This window comes from Pseudomonas sp. Irchel s3a12 (genome assembly GCF_900187485.1).
Lineage (GTDB): Bacteria > Pseudomonadota > Gammaproteobacteria > Pseudomonadales > Pseudomonadaceae > Aquipseudomonas > Aquipseudomonas neuropathica.
Genome location: NZ_FYDN01000010.1, coordinates 143,003 through 160,599, shown reverse-complemented (window position 1 = coordinate 160,599; position 17,597 = coordinate 143,003). Strand labels below are relative to the sequence as shown.

The 17,597-nt window shown below is 60.6% G+C and carries 19 protein-coding genes and 1 other RNA gene; 10 read left to right on the top strand and 10 right to left on the bottom strand.

The window, feature by feature from the left end:
* Nucleotides 1-25 precede the first annotated feature (25 nt).
* Genes CKW14_RS18225 through CKW14_RS18205 form a run of 5 tightly spaced genes read right to left on the bottom strand, consistent with a single transcriptional unit; the run spans nucleotide 26 to nucleotide 4,837 of the window.
* Nucleotides 26-1,243, bottom strand: a complete 1,218-nt coding sequence (locus CKW14_RS18225; RefSeq protein WP_176471304.1) for a 2-octaprenyl-3-methyl-6-methoxy-1,4-benzoquinol hydroxylase — start codon at nucleotides 1,241-1,243, stop codon at nucleotides 26-28.
* A 9-nt stretch (nucleotides 1,244-1,252) separates the two neighbouring features.
* On the bottom strand, nucleotides 1,253-1,738 hold the full coding sequence (locus CKW14_RS18220; RefSeq protein ID WP_095049393.1) for a DUF4442 domain-containing protein: 486 nt from the start codon (nucleotides 1,736-1,738) through the stop codon (nucleotides 1,253-1,255).
* The gene (gene ubiH / locus CKW14_RS18215) at nucleotides 1,731-2,918 is read right to left on the bottom strand and encodes a 2-octaprenyl-6-methoxyphenyl hydroxylase (RefSeq protein WP_095049392.1); all 1,188 of its coding nucleotides are present in this window, start codon (nucleotides 2,916-2,918) and stop codon (nucleotides 1,731-1,733) included. Before ubiH ends, CKW14_RS18220 begins: the two co-directional genes overlap by 8 nt.
* Nucleotides 2,915-4,249, bottom strand: a complete 1,335-nt coding sequence (pepP, locus tag CKW14_RS18210) for a Xaa-Pro aminopeptidase (protein ID WP_095049391.1) — start codon at nucleotides 4,247-4,249, stop codon at nucleotides 2,915-2,917. Before pepP ends, ubiH begins: the two co-directional genes overlap by 4 nt.
* 27 nt (nucleotides 4,250-4,276) lie before the next feature.
* Nucleotides 4,277-4,837, bottom strand: a complete 561-nt coding sequence (locus CKW14_RS18205) for a YecA family protein (RefSeq protein WP_095049390.1) — start codon at nucleotides 4,835-4,837, stop codon at nucleotides 4,277-4,279.
* Nucleotides 4,838-4,962: 125 nt separating this feature from the next.
* Here CKW14_RS18205 and CKW14_RS18200 point away from each other — a divergent pair, with 125 nt between their 5' ends.
* From CKW14_RS18200 to CKW14_RS18185, 4 genes are all read left to right on the top strand, one after another.
* Nucleotides 4,963-5,172, top strand: a complete 210-nt coding sequence (locus tag CKW14_RS18200; protein WP_007911197.1) for a TIGR02449 family protein — start codon at nucleotides 4,963-4,965, stop codon at nucleotides 5,170-5,172.
* On the top strand, nucleotides 5,169-5,486 hold the full coding sequence (locus CKW14_RS18195) for a cell division protein ZapA (protein WP_093429754.1): 318 nt from the start codon (nucleotides 5,169-5,171) through the stop codon (nucleotides 5,484-5,486). Before CKW14_RS18200 ends, CKW14_RS18195 begins: the two co-directional genes overlap by 4 nt.
* 30 nt (nucleotides 5,487-5,516) lie before the next feature.
* A non-coding RNA gene (gene ssrS, locus CKW14_RS18190) (6S RNA) lies at nucleotides 5,517-5,695 on the top strand.
* 79 nt (nucleotides 5,696-5,774) lie between these two features.
* A complete protein-coding gene (locus CKW14_RS18185; RefSeq protein ID WP_093429753.1) occupies nucleotides 5,775-6,380 on the top strand; it encodes a 5-formyltetrahydrofolate cyclo-ligase in 606 nt (201 codons plus the stop codon).
* Between the two features lie 36 nt (nucleotides 6,381-6,416).
* Here the strand turns inward: CKW14_RS18185 and CKW14_RS30000 are convergent, their stop codons facing one another.
* Entirely contained in the window at nucleotides 6,417-6,572 is a 156-nt protein-coding gene (locus tag CKW14_RS30000; protein WP_016985917.1) for a hypothetical protein, read from the bottom strand.
* Between the two features lie 197 nt (nucleotides 6,573-6,769).
* On the opposite strand from CKW14_RS30000, the gene CKW14_RS18175 reads away from it, so the two are divergent.
* The 4 genes from CKW14_RS18175 to CKW14_RS18160 all read left to right on the top strand — a co-directional run bounded on the left by CKW14_RS18175 (nucleotide 6,770) and on the right by CKW14_RS18160 (nucleotide 12,159).
* Nucleotides 6,770-7,219, top strand: a complete 450-nt coding sequence (locus CKW14_RS18175) for an EVE domain-containing protein (protein WP_095125814.1) — start codon at nucleotides 6,770-6,772, stop codon at nucleotides 7,217-7,219.
* A 121-nt stretch (nucleotides 7,220-7,340) separates the two neighbouring features.
* Nucleotides 7,341-8,306: an HlyD family secretion protein gene (locus CKW14_RS18170; RefSeq protein ID WP_095049388.1), complete on the top strand. Its 966-nt coding sequence runs from the start codon at nucleotides 7,341-7,343 to the stop codon at nucleotides 8,304-8,306.
* Nucleotides 8,303-11,041: a ribosome-associated ATPase/putative transporter RbbA gene (rbbA, locus tag CKW14_RS18165; RefSeq protein WP_095125813.1), complete on the top strand. Its 2,739-nt coding sequence runs from the start codon at nucleotides 8,303-8,305 to the stop codon at nucleotides 11,039-11,041. The genes CKW14_RS18170 and rbbA overlap by 4 nt, the downstream gene beginning before the upstream one ends.
* The gene (locus CKW14_RS18160) at nucleotides 11,041-12,159 is read left to right on the top strand and encodes an ABC transporter permease (protein WP_095049386.1); all 1,119 of its coding nucleotides are present in this window, start codon (nucleotides 11,041-11,043) and stop codon (nucleotides 12,157-12,159) included. Before rbbA ends, CKW14_RS18160 begins: the two co-directional genes overlap by 1 nt.
* Nucleotides 12,160-12,175: 16 nt before the next feature.
* Here CKW14_RS18160 and CKW14_RS18155 read toward each other — a convergent pair whose 3' ends face one another.
* Nucleotides 12,176-12,583, bottom strand: coding sequence for a flagellar basal body-associated protein FliL (locus tag CKW14_RS18155; RefSeq protein ID WP_027610485.1), 408 nt, complete (start codon nucleotides 12,581-12,583; stop codon nucleotides 12,176-12,178).
* Between the two features lie 150 nt (nucleotides 12,584-12,733).
* On the opposite strand from CKW14_RS18155, the gene CKW14_RS18150 reads away from it, so the two are divergent.
* Nucleotides 12,734-13,711, top strand: a complete 978-nt coding sequence (locus CKW14_RS18150) for an NADPH:quinone oxidoreductase family protein (RefSeq protein WP_095049385.1) — start codon at nucleotides 12,734-12,736, stop codon at nucleotides 13,709-13,711.
* A 54-nt stretch (nucleotides 13,712-13,765) separates the two neighbouring features.
* On the opposite strand, the gene CKW14_RS18145 is transcribed toward CKW14_RS18150, so the two are convergent.
* Nucleotides 13,766-14,380, bottom strand: coding sequence for an energy transducer TonB (locus CKW14_RS18145; protein WP_095049384.1), 615 nt, complete (start codon nucleotides 14,378-14,380; stop codon nucleotides 13,766-13,768).
* Nucleotides 14,381-14,558: 178 nt separating this feature from the next.
* On the bottom strand, nucleotides 14,559-15,188 hold the full coding sequence (locus tag CKW14_RS18140; RefSeq protein WP_095125812.1) for a flagellar basal body-associated protein FliL: 630 nt from the start codon (nucleotides 15,186-15,188) through the stop codon (nucleotides 14,559-14,561).
* Nucleotides 15,189-15,412: 224 nt separating this feature from the next.
* Here CKW14_RS18140 and glpT point away from each other — a divergent pair, with 224 nt between their 5' ends.
* A complete protein-coding gene (gene glpT / locus CKW14_RS18135; RefSeq protein ID WP_016985912.1) occupies nucleotides 15,413-16,762 on the top strand; it encodes a glycerol-3-phosphate transporter in 1,350 nt (449 codons plus the stop codon).
* Here the strand turns inward: glpT and CKW14_RS18130 are convergent.
* Nucleotides 16,738-17,406 (bottom strand): gamma-glutamylcyclotransferase, encoded by a 669-nt coding sequence (locus CKW14_RS18130; RefSeq protein ID WP_095049382.1) that lies wholly within the window; start codon nucleotides 17,404-17,406, stop codon nucleotides 16,738-16,740. The two genes, glpT and CKW14_RS18130, sit on opposite strands and share 25 nt — an antisense overlap.
* Nucleotides 17,407-17,597 lie beyond the last annotated feature (191 nt).

Here is a 17,597-nt window from a genome sequence, read left to right as displayed (position 1 = left end):
GAGGCCATCAGCAGCAACGAAGAGATCAGGGTTTGGCGAGGGCCGGAAGATCCCCGGTCAACCCAAGGGCTTCACGCACAAACAGCGCCTTCGCTTCCGGCATCTGCTCCACCAGCTTCAACCCGGCATTACGCAACCACCTGACCGGCAACGGATCCGCCTGGAACAACCGCTCAAAGCCTTCCATCGCCGCCATCAGCGCCAGGTTGTGCGGCATGCGCCGACGCTCGTAACGGCTCAGCACCTTCGCATCCGCCAAACGCTCGCCACGCTCGGCCGCCTGCAATAGCACTTCGGCCAACACCGCCGCATCGAGGAAGCCAAGGTTCACACCCTGCCCCGCCAACGGGTGAATGGTGTGCGCCGCATCGCCGATCAACGCCAGGCCTTCAGCCACGTAACGTTTGGCATGACGCTGACGCAGCGGCACGCACAGTCGCGGATCGGCACTGATGACTGCGCCGAGGCGGCCTTCAAAGGCACGCTCCAGCTCTCGGCAGAACGCCGCTTCATCCAGCGCCATCAAGCGCTCGGCTTCGCTCGGCGTGGTCGACCAGACGATCGAACACCAATCCTGCTGCCCGTCACGCTCCAGCGGCAGAAACGCCAATGGCCCGTGATCGGTAAAGCGCTGCCACGCGGTCATCTGGTGCGACTTGCTGCTGCGCACGCTGGTGACGATGGCGTGGTGCATGTAATCCCACTCGCGCGTGGCCATCCCGGTGAGGCGGCGAACGGCCGAGTTGGCACCGTCAGCGGCAATCACCAATGGCGCGCGCAACTGACGACCGTCAGCCAGCGTCAGCAACCAGTCATCGCCCGAGCGGCGCATCTGTTCCAGCCGCGCATTAGCGAGCATGCCCAGATCGCAATCGTGCAAACGGTCGAGCAAGGCGTCCTGCACCACACGGTTTTCGACGATATGACCCAGCACCTCGGCGTGCACACTGCTCGCCGAGAAATGGATCTGCCCGGTGCCGCTGCCGTCCCAGACGTGCATGTCGGTGTACGGGCTGCTGCGGCGCTTGGCGATCCCTTCCCACACGCCGAGGCGTTCGAGGATGCGTTGGCTGGCTGCCGACAGCGCGCTCACACGCGGTTCAAATGCCGCGTCGGCATCGAACGGCTTGACGCTCAGCGGGCTGCCATCGAGCAGCAGGACTTCCAGCCCGCTGTCCTGCAACGCCAACGCCAGGGCGCTGCCGACCATTCCGGCTCCGACAATCAGCAGATCTGCGCGCATTTCCATGCTTTAAGCCTGTCTCGCTTGCGGCTTGAGCCGCACGTAAAGGGTTTTACCGACCCGCGCCACCAGATTGCCGGCGCCGTCATGAATGTCGACCTGCAACTGCGGCAGGTATTTCTCGCCATTGGCGGTTTGCCGGCGAATCTCGGCGAGCAAGGTCTCGTCTATATTGAAGCGGGCGAATACCGGGCCTTTGCCCGGTGCAATGAAATCGATGTCGGCAGCCTTGTCCCAGACAATGTACTTCGAGCCGAGGTTTTCCATGAGCATCAGCATGAAGAACGGGTCGACCATCGAATACAGACTGCCGCCAAACTGAGTGCCGACGTAGTTGCGGTTGTACCAGCCCAGCCCCATCGACACCTGAACGTCGCGGAAATCATCGCTGATATGCCGAACCCGTACACCGGCGCCAAGATACGGCGGGTAGAACGTCATCACCCAACGCATCAACCGCGCCTTGCCGAATTTAGCGGTCAACCACTTAAGCATCCGGACGTGTTCCCAAACCCATGGCCTGACGGGCAAACCAGCGCTTGGCCGGCGGCAACAGATCGAGGCCGAGCAGGCCGATGTTACGGCCCAACGAAACCAATGGCTGCGTGCTGCCGAACAGCCGCGTGACCTGATCGGAAAAACCGACGGTGAGATCCTGATCGAGACGTTGACGCTCGCGATAAGCCTGCAATGTGGCGAAGTCGCCCAGCGGCTTTTCACTGGACAACAATGCGGCGGCCAAGGCATCGGCATCACGCAGTGACAAGTTGAAACCCTGACCGGCAATCGGGTGCAGGCTGTGCGCCGCGTTGCCGAGCACAGCCAGATGCGAGCGCACCTGTTCTTCGGCCTCGACCAGCGTCAGCGGATAAAGATGCCGCGCGCCAACCTGTTTCAACGTGCCGAGGCGATATCCGAACACGCCCTGCAATTCGCTGAGGAAATCGCGCTCGCTCAAATCGGCCAGGCGCTGCGCGTCCATGCCCAAACGGGTCCAGACCAGAGCACAGCGGTTTTCCGGCAGCGGCAGCAAGGCCATCGGCCCTTCGTCGGTGAAACGCTCGAAGGCCATGCCGTTGTGCGCTTCGCTCGGGGTGATGTTGGCGATCAGCGCGCTCTGGTTGTACGGACGCTTGCGCACGTTGATGCCCAACTGCTCGCGCAGACCGGAGCGACCGCCATCGGCGAGCACCGCGAGGTCGCATTCAAGGGTGGTTTCATCATTGAGGGTCAGGCGATAGCCATCGGGCAGCGGTTCCATACGCGTGACTTCCGCCGGGCAGCGCCAACTGATCACGTCTTTATCGATGTGCTGCCACAGGCACTGGCCGAGCCAGGCGTTTTCCACCACATAACCGAGCGCTGGCACACCCTCTTCCATCGCCGACAAGCGCGCGGTAGAGAAACGGCCACGATCGGAGACGTGAATCTGTTTGATCGGCTCGGCGCGACGGGAGATTTCCTGCCACACGCCCAGCCGTTGATAAATCTGCCGCGAGCCGAAGGACAGCGCCGACGAACGTGCGTCGTAGCTCGGCTGCCAACTGTCGCCGGGAGCGAACGGCTCGATCAGGACGATCTTCCAGCCACGCGCCTTGGCCCCGGCCTGCAAGGCCAACGCCAGACTGGCGCCGACCAGACCGCCACCGATGATTGCCAAATTGACTCGACTCATGCCGCGTGGGTCCTTGCTTGCGCCATCAGCGCTTCGATTTCAGCGACGGTTTTCGGCACGCCGCTGGTGAGGATTTCACAACCGGTTCTGGTCACCACCACGTCGTCCTCGATACGTACACCAATGCCGCGCCATTTCTTCGCGACGTTCTGATTGTCCGGGGCGATGTAGATGCCCGGCTCTACGGTCAGCGCCATGCCGACCTCGAGCACTCGCCATTCGCCGCCGACCTTGTACTCGCCAACGTCATGCACATCCATGCCCAGCCAGTGACCGGCGCGGTGCATGTAAAAGGCTTTATAGGCTTCGCTGGCGATCAACTCATCGACCTCGCCATGCAGCAATCCCAGTTTCACCAGCCCCGTGGTAATCACTCGAACCGTGGCTTCGTGCGCTTGATTCCAGTGTTTGTTCGGGGCGATTTCGGCGAACGCGGCTTCCTGCGAGGCCAGCACCAATTCGTAGATCGCTTTCTGCTCGGGCGAAAACTTGCCGTTGACCGGCCAGGTGCGGGTGATATCGCTGGCGTAGCAGTCGATCTCGCAACCGGCGTCGATCAACACCAGATCGCCGTCCTTGAGCAACGCGTCATTCTGCTGGTAATGCAGGATGCAGCTATTGCGCCCGGCGGCGACGATCGAACCATAAGCCGGCATTTTCGCCCCGCCCTTGCGGAATTCGTAGTCGAGTTCGGCTTCGAGGCTGTACTCGTAGAGCCCGGCCCGACTGGCCTGCATCGCGCGGATGTGGGCTTGCGCCGAGATCCGTGCGGCTTCGCGCATCACCTTCACTTCTGCCGCCGATTTATACAGACGCATGTCGTGCAGCAGATGATCCAGGGCAACGAATTCGTTCGGCGGCTGGGCGCCGAGGTGCGCCTTGGAGCGGATCACGTTGATCCAGTCCATCAGGTGACGGTCGAATTCAGGGTTGCTGCCCATCGCCGAATACACCCGGTCGCGGCCTTCGATCAGGCCGGGGAGGATGTCGTCGATGTCGGTAATAGGGAAAGCGTCGTCGGCACCGAAGTCGCGGATCGCGCCCTCTTGCCCGGCGCGCAAACCGTCCCACAATTCGCGTTCGGCGTTGCGCTCACGGCAGAACAGCACGTATTCGCCATGTTCACGGCCGGGCATCAAAACGATGACGGCTTGCGGCTCGGGAAATCCGCTGAGGTACTGGAAGTCGCTGTCCTGACGGTAGACATGCTCGACGTCGCGGTTGCGAATGGCGACCGCGGCGGCGGGCAGGATCGCGATGCTGTTGGGTTCCATCTGCGCCATCAGGGCCTTGCGGCGACGGCTGTATTCCGCTTTCGGGATATGGGTCATGGGCAGATGGCTTTCCCTGGCACGCGATTAATGCAGCGACGGCTTGGCGGCTGGCGGCACGTCGGCTTTCTTGGTTTCCGAGAACAGCAGCAACGGCGCAACGCGCAGGTACTCCATGACTTCCATGTAGTCGGTTTCGCCGTCTTCGGATTCTTCGAGAGCATCCTGCACTTGGGAAATGGCGGCCAGATCCTGCAGCACTTCGGTGGCTTCAGTGCTGAGCATGCTGCTGTCGCGGCAGTTCAGGCCGAAACCGCTGAGGAAGCCCTGGCACCATTGGCCCAGTGCAGCGGCGCGGTCAGCCAGCGGTGCGTCATCGGTCGGCAGCAGCAGAACGACAGTGACGTCGTCGCCGGTCAGCTCGCCTTTGACCATCTCTTGCAGGCCGATGAGGGCGTTACGGACGTTGTCCTGGATATCGCCTTCGAGCAGTTCGGCGGCGTCGATCAACCAGCCTTCGTTATCGAAGCCGGCACCGGCGCAACTGCGCCCGAGCAGCACGCCGTGCAGTTCGGCAGGCGAAACGTTGTGGCCGCTGGAAGTCAGCAGGGTGGCAAAGGCTTGGTACGGGGAATTCGCATTGGTCATGGGCAGCTAGGCGCCAGACGGCGCTATGTCTAGAATGAAGGCCTTGTATCCTACATCGACAGACTCGCCAAGACTATTAAAGGCTGTCCGCCAGCTACCCCCCATCAGACGAACACGTGGACACAATGGAAGACACCGACCTGCAAGCGCTGATGGCCAGACTCGAACTGTTGATTGGCCGAGTCGAGCAACTAAAGAGTCAAAATGCACTCTTACTAGCTCAGGAAAAGACCTGGCGCGAGGAACGCGCTCACCTCATTGAAAAAAACGAAATCGCCCGGCGTAAGGTCGAATCGATGATTTCGCGCCTCAAGGCCCTGGAGCAAGACTCATGAGTTCAAGCAATAGCGTCACCGTGCAGATCCTCGATAAAGAATATTCGATCATCTGCCCGCAGGAAGAACGCAGCAATCTGGTCAGTGCCGCGCGCTATCTGGATGGCAAGATGCGTGAGATCCGCAGCAGCGGCAAAGTCATCGGTGCCGACCGTATCGCCGTGATGGCCGCGCTGAACATCACCCATGACCTCTTGCACAAAGAAGAGCGTCCGGACATCCAGGCTAGCGGTTCGACCCGTGAACAGGTGCGTGACTTGCTCGATCGTGTCGATCTGGTGCTCGCCGACGATCAGAACACCAGCAAGGGCTGATTCAACTGGCCGCTTGCGGTATACTCGCGGCACTCCCTGGGGTGCTTGCCAGTTGACGATGTCCCTGAGCCGATTCGCACTACCCTGGAAGTTGCACGTTGGGCTGGTGTGCATGTCCGCTAGACGGAAAGCCTTAAAGTCTACTGCATCTTCCACCTTGAACTTTCGGGTTCAAGGGCTAAGTTGACAGCGGTTCATCCGGGGAGCCTGATTCGAATCCGATGTCGGTGAAAACCGCCATCGGATTTTTTATGCGTACGTTTTCGTCCAACCTGCCGAAGCCGAACCATGACCGAACCCGCGCTGCTGCCCCGCCCGCAACTCCGCCGCCTGCTGCGCAAGGCGCGTCGTGCGCTGACCAAGAGCGAACAACGCCAGGCCGCCAAGGGCCTGTACCGGCAACTGGCGCAAGACCCGCACTTTCGCCGGGCCAGACATATCTCTTTGTATTTGCCCACCGATGGTGAAATCGATCCGCGCCTTCTGCTGCGCGAAGCCCAACGTCGGGGTAAATCGACTTATCTGCCGGTGCTCAGCGCCTGGCCACGCACCAAGATGGTTTTCCAACGCATTCGTCCCGGCGAGAAACTTAAACCCAATCGCTTCCGCATTCTCGAGCCGCGAGCCAATCTGGCACAGCAACGCAAGGTCTGGGCGCTGGATCTGGTGTTATTGCCGTTGGTAGGGTTTGACGATGTCGGCGGGCGACTGGGGATGGGCGGCGGTTTCTATGATCGCAGCCTGGCGTATCTGGCTCGGCGAAAAAGCTGGCGCAAGCCTACGCTACTGGGCCTGGCCCATGAATGTCAGAAAGTCGAACGCTTGGCGCAGGCAAGCTGGGATGTACCGTTACAAGGCACGGTCAGCGACAAGGCGTGGTATTTCGCGGGATAGGACGCCGCGCAGATCAGCGGCGTCGAGAAAGCCGTTTCAGCGCTTGAAGGCTGTCGACTGTTGCACCTGTTGCGCGACTTCAATCGGCGCGTCGGCCTTGTTCGACCACAAGCTCTGCGCATAACCGGTGGTTACGACGCCCAAGCCAAACAAAATTACCAAAGTCCATAGTAGATCCGGTTTGCGTTTCATCGATTGCCCCCCTCAAGGCACATCATCACGATGACAGCAGCGGTTTCCGTTCGTAGGCCGTGCAGCAGCGTCAAGCTTTAAAGGCCGGCATTTTGCGACAACGTGAACCTGCGCGCAAACGCTGACGTCAACCGACTGTCGGTTTGTCATAAAATTGCCCGACAACCTGCCCAATGACCGTTTCAGGAGCAAAAACCATGGCCTATTGGCTGATGAAGTCCGAGCCCGACGAACTCTCTATCAAAGGTCTGGAAAAGCTCGGCACAGCGCGCTGGGACGGAGTTCGCAACTATCAGGCGCGTAACTTCCTGCGCTCGATGGCCGTGGGTGACGAGTTCTTTTTCTACCATTCCAGCTGCCCGGAGCCGGGGATTGCAGGGATTGGCAAGATTATCGAAGCGGCGTACCCGGATCCCACCGCACTGGAGCCGCAGAGTCATTACTTCGATGCGAAAGCTACACCCGAGAAAAACGCCTGGAGCGCGATCGATGTTGCCCACGTAGAGACGTTCGCCCGGGTATTGAAGCTGGATTACCTCAAGCAGCAAACCGCGCTGGCCGACATGCCACTGGTGCAAAAAGGCAGTCGCCTGTCGGTCATGCCCGTGACGGCCAAACAGTGGGCCGCCGTGCTCGGCTTGCGCTGAGAACTGCCCGGTCACGGTTGTTAGCCGAAAAAGGGGCTAGGCTTGGCGCTCGGTTGACTGACATCAAGCGACTGCAACGCTTGAACAGTCAGACTGCACGCCACAGCCGCAGGATGCCCCCATGTCGACGCACAGCCGCTCTTCACTTTTATACGCCGGGTCGCTTCTGGTGTTACTCGCCGCCGCCGGCGGGCTCGGTTACTGGATGTCGATCAGCAGCCGTCTGGTCGAAGGGCTGTCGATGGGCAACGGGCGGCTGGAAGCCACCGAAGTGCAGATCGCCAGCAAGACACCCGGACGCCTGGCCGAGGTGCTGGTCGATGAAGGCGACAAGGTCAACAAGGGCCAACTGCTCGCGCGCATGGATACCCGCACCCTCGAAGCCCAGCGCACTCAAGCCGAGGCCGAAGTCTTGCGCGCCCGGGAAAACCTCAACGCCGCCGAGGCCAATGTGCAATTGCGCCAGAGTGAATTGCTGCTGGCCCAGCAGGAACTCGGGCGCTCTCAGTCGCTGTTCAAGCACGGTTTCGTCAGCGCCCAGGTTATCGATCAATTGCAGTCGCGTATCGGCACCGGCAATGCTGCCGTGACGGCGGCCCGCGCCCAAGTGTCGGCGGTCGCTGCAGCGATCGGCGCGGCGCAGGCACAGGTCGCTCAACTGACCAGCGAAATCGACGACAGCAGCCTGCGCGCGCCGATTGATGGGGTGATCCAGTTGCGCATGGCCGAACCCGGCGAAGTGCTGGGGGCCGGTGGCCGCGTCCTGCTGTTGATTGATCCCAACGATCAGTACATGAACCTCTACCTGTCTGCCTCGGTGGCCGGGCGTCTGGCCGTAGGCGATGAAGCCCGGGTGCTGCTCGATGCCCTGCCTGACAAACCCTTGCCGGCGAAGATCAGTTTCGTCGCCGGCAAATCGCAGTTCACCCCCAAAGAGGTCGAGACCCGTGACGAGCGGCAAAAACTGGTGTTCCGCGTCAAGCTGCGCCTGACCCAACCCAGCGCCGTGCCGCAAGCCAAGCCCGGCATGCCCGGCGCCGGTTATGTGCGCACCGCGCCGATTGCCTGGCCGGCCAATCTGCAATGAACAGCCTCGCGGTTCAGGCGAACGCTATCGCGCACCGCTACGGCAAACAGCAAGCACTGAGCGCTATCACCTTCAGCCTGCCAGCCGGCACCCGTTGCGGGCTGATCGGCCCCGATGGCGCGGGCAAGTCCAGCCTGCTCGGGCTGATCGCCGGCGTGAAGGCCTTGCAGCAAGGGCACCTGGACGTCCTCGGCGGGCCGATCCAGCAGCGCCGCCACCGCGACACGCTGTATGCGCGCATCGCCTTCATGCCCCAGGGCTTGGGCGGCAACCTGTATCCCGAGTTGTCGATCCGCGAAAACATCCAGTTCTTTGCCACGCTGTTCGGCCTATCGAAAGCCGACAGCGAGCAACGCATGCACAATCTGCTGCTCGCCACCGACCTGCTAAAGTTCGCCGAGCGCCCCGCCGGCAAGTTGTCCGGCGGTATGAAACAGAAGCTGGGCCTGTGCTGCGCACTGATCCATGAGCCGGATCTGTTGATCCTCGATGAGCCGACCACCGGCGTCGACCCGCTCTCACGCCGACGCTTCTGGGAGCTGATCGACGATGTACGGCGCGAGCGCCCGCAACTGACCCTGCTGGTTGCCACCGCGTATATGGAAGAAGCCGAACAGTTCGAGCATTGCCTGATGCTCGACAACGGCCAGTTGATTGCCATCGGTCTGAGCCGCGAGCTAGCGGCCGTCACCCCCAGCGGCAAACTCGATGAAGCCTTCACACACTTCCAGGGCGACAGTCATCACGACGCTCAGCCGTTGGTCATTCCGCCGCGTACTGGCGGTACCACCGACATTGCCATCGAAGCCCACGACCTGACGCTGCGCTTCGGCGACTTCACTGCGGTGGATCACGTCAGCTTCGCCATCGGTCGCGGCGAGATTTTCGGTTTTCTCGGCTCCAACGGCTGCGGCAAGACCACGACCATGAAAGTCCTGACCGGGCTGATGCCGGCCAGCGAAGGCAGCGCGACACTGCTGGGCAATCCGGTGAACGCCAAGGATCTGGCCACGCGCAAGCGGGTCGGCTTCATGTCCCAGAGCTTTTCGCTGTATGGCGAACTCAGCGTGCGGCAGAACCTTGAGCTGCACGCCCGTCTGTTCGACTTGCCCAAGTCCGAAAGCGCGCAACGCATCGACGCATTGATTCAGCGCTTCAACCTGCTCAGCGTCGCCGATCAGCCGTCCGGTGCCCTGCCTCTCGGGCTGCGTCAACGCCTGTCGCTGGCGGTCGCGGTGTTGCATCGTCCGGAAGTGCTGATCCTCGATGAGCCGACCTCCGGCGTCGACCCGGCAGCCCGTGATGACTTCTGGCGACTGCTGATCGAACTGTCCCGCGAGCAAGGCGTGACGATTTTTCTCTCCACCCACTTCATGAACGAAGCCCAGCGCTGCGACCGCATTTCGCTGATGCACGCCGGCAAAGTCCTCGCTTGCGACACCCCGGCAGCGCTGCAGCGTCAGTTTGCCGGAGAGACGCTGGAAGCCGCTTTCGTGACGTGTCTGGAACAGGCCCAAGGCACTGCCCCATCGCCTCCCGCGAGTGAATCGCCGACAGCGCCGACAGCGCCATCAGCGCCAGCCGCCGCGCCGCCAGACCAGCAACGCGGTTTCAGCCTCGGTCGCCTGCTGGCCGTGGCCAGTCGCGAAGGCAAGGAGCTGCTGCGCGACAAAGTGCGCATGGCTTTTGCGCTGGCGGGGGCGATTTTCATGATGGTGATTTTCGGCTATGGAATTTCCCTCGACGTAGAGAACCTCGCGTTCGCCGTTTACGATCAGGATCAAACCCCGCAGAGCCGAACCTATCTGGAAGCCTTTCGCGGCTCGCGCTACTTCGATGAACGGCCAGCCATCCACGACGCTCAAGAGCTGCACCGCCGCCTGCAACGCTCGGAAATCAAACTGGCGCTGGAAATCCCGCCCGGATTTGGCCGCGACCTGTACGCCGGACGCCAGCCTGCGGTGGCGGCGTGGCTGGACGGCGGCATGCCGTTTCGCGCCGAGACCAGCCGCAATTATGTCGAAGCAGTGCACCTGGCCAACCTGCAACAGTTGGCCGAACAGAGCAGCCCCGCCATCAACCACCAGGCGGGTGCCAGCCTGGAAACGCGCTTTCGCTACAACCAGGATGTGGTCAGCGTCAACGCTATTGGCCCCGGGGTCATGGCGCTGATTCTGGCGTTCATTCCGGCTATGCTCACCGCACTCGGCATCGTGCGCGAAAAAGAACTCGGCTCGATCACCAACTTCTACGCCACGCCCCTGACCCGCCTGGAGTTTCTGCTGGGCAAACAGGCGCCATACCTGCTGGTCAGTCTGGTCAATCTCGCGCTGCTGGTGGCGATGAACCGCTGGCTGTTTGGCGTGCCGTTCAAGGGCAGCCTGCTGACGCTGGCGTTTGGCGGCCTGCTGTATGTGCTAGCGACCACTAGCATGGGCCTGCTGATCTCGGCGTTCACCCGCACGCAAATCGCCGCGATCCTCGGCACCATGATCATTACCAGCCTGCCGACCATCCAGTTCTCCGGACTTATCGTGCCGCGTTCTTCACTGGAAGGAGCGGCTGCGGTGATGGGCATGCTGTTTCCGGCAGGACACTTTCTCGACATTGCCGTGGGGACGTTCACCAAAGCGCTGGACCTGCGGCAGCTGTGGCCGCAGTGCCTGGCGCTGTTCGGGTTCTTTGTCGGGTTCACCGGGCTGAGCCTGATCATGCTGAAAAAGCAGGAGGCCTGATGCACAAGTTCGCGCACATCCTGCGCCTGGGGCTCAAGGAACTGACCAGCCTGCGCCACGACAGCGTGTTGCTGCTGTTCCTGTTCTACGCCTTCACCGTGGCGATCTACATGCCTGCCGCCGGCTCGGTGATCGGCGTGCACAACGCCAGCGTGGCGATCGTCGACGAAGACCACAGCGCCCTCTCGCGCCAGTTGGCCCAGGCCCTGCAACCGCCGGAATTCCAGACGCCAGTGCTGCTCCCCTACCCGCAACTGGACCAGGTCATGGACAGCGGCCAGTACACTTTCGTGATCAACATTCCGGCGGGGTTTCAAACCGATCTACTGGCGGCGCGGCAACCGGCCATTCAGGTCAACGTCGATGCCACCGCGATGAGCCAGGCGTTCATGGGCGCTGGCTACATCAGCCGGATTTTCCAGCGCGAGCTGCAGGCCTATGGCGACCAGGGCGATGCCGCGAGCAAAACGCCGATTCAACTGACCACCCGCGCGCTGTTCAACACCAACCTGGAGGGTGGCTGGTTTCTGGCGGTGATTCAGATCGTCAACAACATCACCATTCTGGCAATCATCCTCACGGGCACGGCGCTGCTGCGCGAACGCGAGCACGGCACGCTTGACCATTTGCTGGTGCTGCCGCTGACGGCGCTGGAAATCATGCTGGCGAAAATCTGGAGCAACCTGCTGGTGGTGGTGCTGTGCACCTGGCTGTCGCTGGAGGTGGTGGTCAAAGGCGCACTCGGCGTGCCGCTGTCCGGCTCGATGAGCCTGTTTTTGCTGGTGACTGCGGTTTATCTGTTTGCCAGTACCGCGTTGGGGATCTTTCTGGCGACACTCGCACGCTCGACACCGCAGTTCGGCTTGCTGGCGATTCCGGTGATCATCCCGATGTTGCTGCTGTCGGGTGGCAGCACGCCATTGGACAGCATGCCGCAATGGCTGCAGTGGGTCATGCAGGGCTCGCCGTCCACACATTTTGTCAGCCTCAGCGCCGCGATTCTGTTTCGCGACGCCGGGCTGAGCGTGGTCTGGCCGGACTTGCTGGCGCTGACGGCCATCGGCCTGCTGTTCTTCGTCATCGCGCTGGCGCGCTTTCGCAAAAGCCTGGCGTCCTGAACAGCAGCCAACGCACTTACTGAATGATCAGGTTATTGAACAACAGATCCTCAACCACCGGCTTGCCGGTCTCGTCATTCATCACTTGCTGGGTCTGCTTCAACGCTTCCTGACGCAGCTTCTCTTTACCCTCGATGCTGCCCATCGCCTCGGTGGTCTGCTGGGTGAACAGTGCCACCAGCTGATTACGGATCAGCGGCTCGTTGGCCTTGACCAGTTTGGTCGCCTCCTCACCGGTCACGCGCAATGCCACATCGGCCTTGTAAACCTTAAGCTTCGGCGTGCCGTCCAACCCGTAGTTGCCCACGAACGGCGGGCTCAGGGTGATGTAGTTGACCTTCGGCGCCTCGCCTTCTTTAGCTTCTTCGGCCAGCGCTGCCACAGGCAGAGACAGGGCCAGCAACAACATGATCCACGCTTTCACAATTCGCTCCTTATCCGGTTTGCGGCCTAGCATAACGACCCGCCACGCAAGCACAAGCTTATGGCTGACTATCAGGGCCGGGCATGCTCGTTGACCCGTTGACTGACACACCTACACTTATCGGCCATCACTCCCAAAGGAATAGCCCTGATGAAAGCCGTGCTGTGCAAAGCCTTCGGCCCTGCCGAATCGCTGGTGCTGGAAGACGTCGCCAGCCCTGTCGCGAAGAAGAACGAAATCCTCCTGGAGGTGCACGCCGCCGGGGTCAACTTCCCGGACACGCTGATCATCGAGGGCAAGTACCAGTTCAAGCCACCCTTCCCGTTCTCGCCGGGTGGTGAAGCGGCTGGCGTGGTCACGGAGGTCGGGGAAAAGATCAGCCACCTCAAGGTCGGCGACCGGGTCATGGCCCTGACCGGTTGGGGCAGCTTCGCTGAACAGGTCGCTGTGCCGGGCTACAACGTGCTGCCGATTCCACCGTCGATGGATTTCAACACCGCCGCCGCGTTCAGCATGACCTACGGCACCTCGATGCACGCCCTTAAACAACGCGCCAACCTGCAAGCGGGGGAAACCCTGCTGGTACTCGGTGCATCCGGCGGCGTCGGCCTGGCGGCGGTGGAAATCGGCAAAGCCATGGGCGCCCGCGTCATCGCTGCCGCCAGCAGCGCGGAGAAGCTCGCCGTGGCCAAGGCTGCCGGCGCCGATGAGCTGATCAACTACAGCGAAACCAGCCTCAAGGACGAAATCAAACGCCTCACCGACGGCCAGGGCGCCGACGTGATTTACGACCCGGTCGGCGGTGATCTGTTCGACCAAGCCATCCGCGCCATCGCCTGGAATGGTCGCCTGCTGGTGGTGGGCTTCGCCAGCGGGCGCATTCCGGAACTGCCGGTAAACCTCGCCCTGCTCAAAGGCGCGGCGGTACTCGGAGTATTCTGGGGTTCCTTCGCCCAGCGCCAGCCGCAGGACAACGCGGCGAACTTCCAGCAGTTGTTCGGCTGGTTTGCCGAGGGCAAGTTGAAACCGCTGGTATCGCAGGTGTATCCGCTAAGCAATGCGGCGCAGGCGATCAATGATCTTGGCCAGCGCAAGGCCGTGGGCAAGGTTGTAGTGCAAGTGCGCTGAGTAATCTTTCGATGCAGGCCAGAATGCCCGGTTCGGTCGTTCTGGCCTGTGTTATCAAAGCAACTCACGAATCTCCGCTGGTAACAGGCTTATGAATTTACGCGTCGGACTCTGCCGACAAGCCCTGACGATCTTTTCAACCTGCCGATTCATCTTGGCAATCATCGCCAGACGTTGTGCGTCCGGTAGCTGAGTTTTATGGAAGACGTTCGAGAGATAGGCGCGGGTTTGAGCAAATACCGCCGAATCGATCCATGAGTACTCTGCAATGTTGGCGAGGTTCTCGTTAACCGTACGGCATCGCAAGGCTTTCAGTTGCTGATTGACGTGAATGGGCAGATCCAGATCGAGCCTGAAAATCATTGGCGCGATGATTTCCTGCTGTTCAGGTTTATTCCCTTCAACCGTCCAAGGCTTGAAACGCCACTGCGCTATAGCGTCTCGAACCGCATCGGAAAAGTCAGGGTGAGTGCTCTCTCGAATGCTGATTTCGCTGACTGAACCATCCGCACTGGCAATGAAACTAACCTTCACCTCGCCCGTTACACCCGCCCTTTGCAGCTCCAGCGGGTAAATCGGCTGGGGATTGTTTTCCGGTATCAAAAACACTTCTGAGGCCAGCGCAGAACCGCCGATTACCAACAAAAGCCCAGCAAAAATCCAGCGCATGATCCTGCCCCTCCCTAGTGAGTTGCCCCCTCCGGCAACAACACAAAGGTTACTGAGCAGTGACTTTTAACTGAATGGCGCACCTTCGCCGCTGCATGCAGGACGTTTCCCTGATCCCCTCGGGAAACCGGGAAAATCCGCTGCGCGAATAGTCGCAGGTAATTTTTCCGACGGATGTTTAGCTGCCGTTTGCGCCTGCAACGTCACCGGGCATCAACTGTTCCTGAACCTTCCGACTACGAGATTGGACCAACTGCCCCTTGTCATCGAAGCGCAGAACAATCAGCCAGTCATACACATCCACTGGCCATTTCGGCTGGCCGATAAGCGCCGGGCCATCGCCGCCGAAAGCGGCAATCAGCTTATTGATGTGCCCATGGTGCCAGGCAATCAGCACGGTTTTTGCCTGATTGTGCTTGCGCAGCCGAGTGACCAGCTCGTCGACCTGGTTATTGGCGCAGGGCTGTTCGATGGGCAGTTGCAGGCGCTGGGACAGCGGGATCAGTGTCTGCCGTGGCCGCATACTTTCCGGGCTGTCGGCGGTAGCGATCAGACGCTGAGGGGTGAGCGCCTGGCCATCCAGTTTCAACGGCGTGAAATAGTCGGCATAAGCCGCAGCGCGTTGTTCGCCCCGGGCATTCAGTTCACGGCCTACATCAGGCTTTTCCGCATGACGAACGATCAACACGGTGACATTGCGCAGGCCTGGCGCCGCAGAACCTTGGGCGAAGCTCAGTGCCAACACTGAAACAGTCACCACTGCGACCATCAACAGTCTGGGCAATAGCCTGCGAACTTTCGGGGTCATCGTTTATCTCGCGAAATCAGTCGATCCATAGATCGCGAGTCTAAGACACAACATTCCAGGCGCGACAAAAACGCCCTGTTCTTACAGCTGAGCGACAGGTTCGTAAAGGAACGCGCGACCTCCAACATTTTCCGCTATTTGCTCGATGCGAACCGGTGCTATTTTCGGTAACGAAACTGTAACATTCGCATCCGCAGTCAAAACAAGAAATCTGGAGCTCTTGAATGTTTGCTTTCTTTCGTCCTGCCGCACATCAGGCTCCATTGCCTGAAGAAAAAATAGACAGCACGTACCGACGCCTGCGCTGGCAGATCTTCGCCGGTATCTTCTTTGGCTACGCGGGTTACTACCTGCTGCGCAAAAACTTCTCGCTGGCCATGCCGTACCTGATCGACGAAGGCTACAGCCGTGGCGATCTGGGCCTGGCGATGTCGGCGATTGCCATCGCCTACGGCCTGTCGAAATTCCTCATGGGCCTGGTGTCCGACCGTTCCAACCCGCGCTACTTCCTGCCGTTCGGCCTGCTGGTCTCGGCTGGGGTGATGTTCATTTTCGGTTTCGCGCCTTGGGCAACGTCCAGCGTGACCATGATGTTCATCCTGCTGTTCATCAACGGCTGGGCCCAGGGCATGGGCTGGCCGCCAAGTGGCCGGACCATGGTGCACTGGTGGTCGCAGAAGGAACGCGGTGGCGTGGTATCCGTGTGGAACGTGGCGCATAACGTTGGCGGCGGCCTGATCGGCCCGCTGTTCCTGCTCGGCATGGGCTTGTTCAACGACTGGCACGCGGCGTTTTACGTACCGGCAGCAGTGGCGCTGGGCGTGGCGGTATTTGCCTTCATCACCATGCGCGACACCCCGCAATCGGTCGGCCTGCCGCCCATCGAGAAGTACAAGAACGATTACCCGGAAGGGTACGACGCCAGCCACGAAGACGAATTCAGTGCCAAGGAAATCTTCGTCAAATACGTGCTGCGCAACAAAATGCTCTGGTACATCGCCATGGCTAACGTCTTCGTTTACCTGCTGCGCTACGGCGTACTGGACTGGGCGCCGACCTACCTGAAAGAAGCCAAGGGTTTCACCGTCGATAAAACTTCGTGGGCTTACTTCTTCTACGAGTGGGCGGGCATTCCGGGCACGCTGCTGTGCGGCTGGATGTCGGACAAGATCTTCCGTGGCAACCGTGGCCTGACCGGTATGGTGTTCATGGCGCTGGTGACCGTGGCGACCCTGGTTTACTGGCTGAACCCGGCCGGTAACCCGACCGTCGACATGATCGCGCTGTTTTCGATCGGCTTCCTGATCTACGGCCCGGTGATGTTGATCGGTCTGCAGGCGCTGGAACTGGCGCCGAAGAAAGCCGCCGGCACGGCTGCGGGTTTCACCGGCCTGTTCGGCTATCTGGGTGGTTCGGTCGCGGCCAGTGCGGCGATGGGCTACACCGTTGACCATTTTGGCTGGGACGGCGGTTTCGTCCTGCTGGTGGGCGCTTGCCTGCTGGCGATGGCCTTCCTGGCCCCGACGCTATGGCACAAGCAAGTCGCCAGTCAGAGCCGTGAAGCAGTCGCTTGATCGCTTTGTGATTTACAGCGCTTGAGCCGCGCCTCCAGATTACGGTCTGGCATGGCGTGGCTGCGCAGGGCGTGGGCGGTCTGCTCGACATAATCGCGAGTGGTGCCGTAACGCCCGCAAGCGCTTGCGAACACCTGGCTCAGCACGTGATCCGGCAAGTTGCCGGCATAGCTGGGCAGGTGTCGCTCCAAAACGAATCCCAACGCCTGAACCTGACTGCCATCTTCGAGCCGGCAGTTGAGCCAGTGTGGCCGGTAGGAAGGCACTGGCATCTCGCGTTTCCACAAGGCGTACAGCGCCGCGTCGAGATTATCTTCCGGCAAGCGATAGGCGAAGCCACTGCACGAACCGCCGCGATCCAGACCAAACACCAGACCGGGCATTTCCGGCGTGCCGCGATGCTCGTGCGACCACAGGTACAAACCGCGATGGTAACCATGCACGCGTCCGCGCACCCGCTCCACCGCCGAGCATTCAGGCCGCCAGATCAGTGAGCCATACGCGAACAGCCACACCGGCCCGCCCTTGTGGCGCGCCATGGTTGATTGCATGGAAGCGAGAAGTTGTTCGTGCGTCAGCTGCGGCCCAAGATCGAGCCGCGGAGGGTAATTCAAATTCAGAAAAGCGTTTTCAATGGCGCTCATGGCGAATAGCGTTCAGCTCCCCGCGGGTGAAGAATTACTTAATAGAACGCACCGCTGTAACAATAAGGCACATATGTTTTAAGGCAATTTGGGTGCCATGGCACAGTTCTTAATTGATTGCCTGATTGATATATAACCTAGCGGTATTTATGCGATTACATAAATACCGATCGGCTATATATCGAGTTATA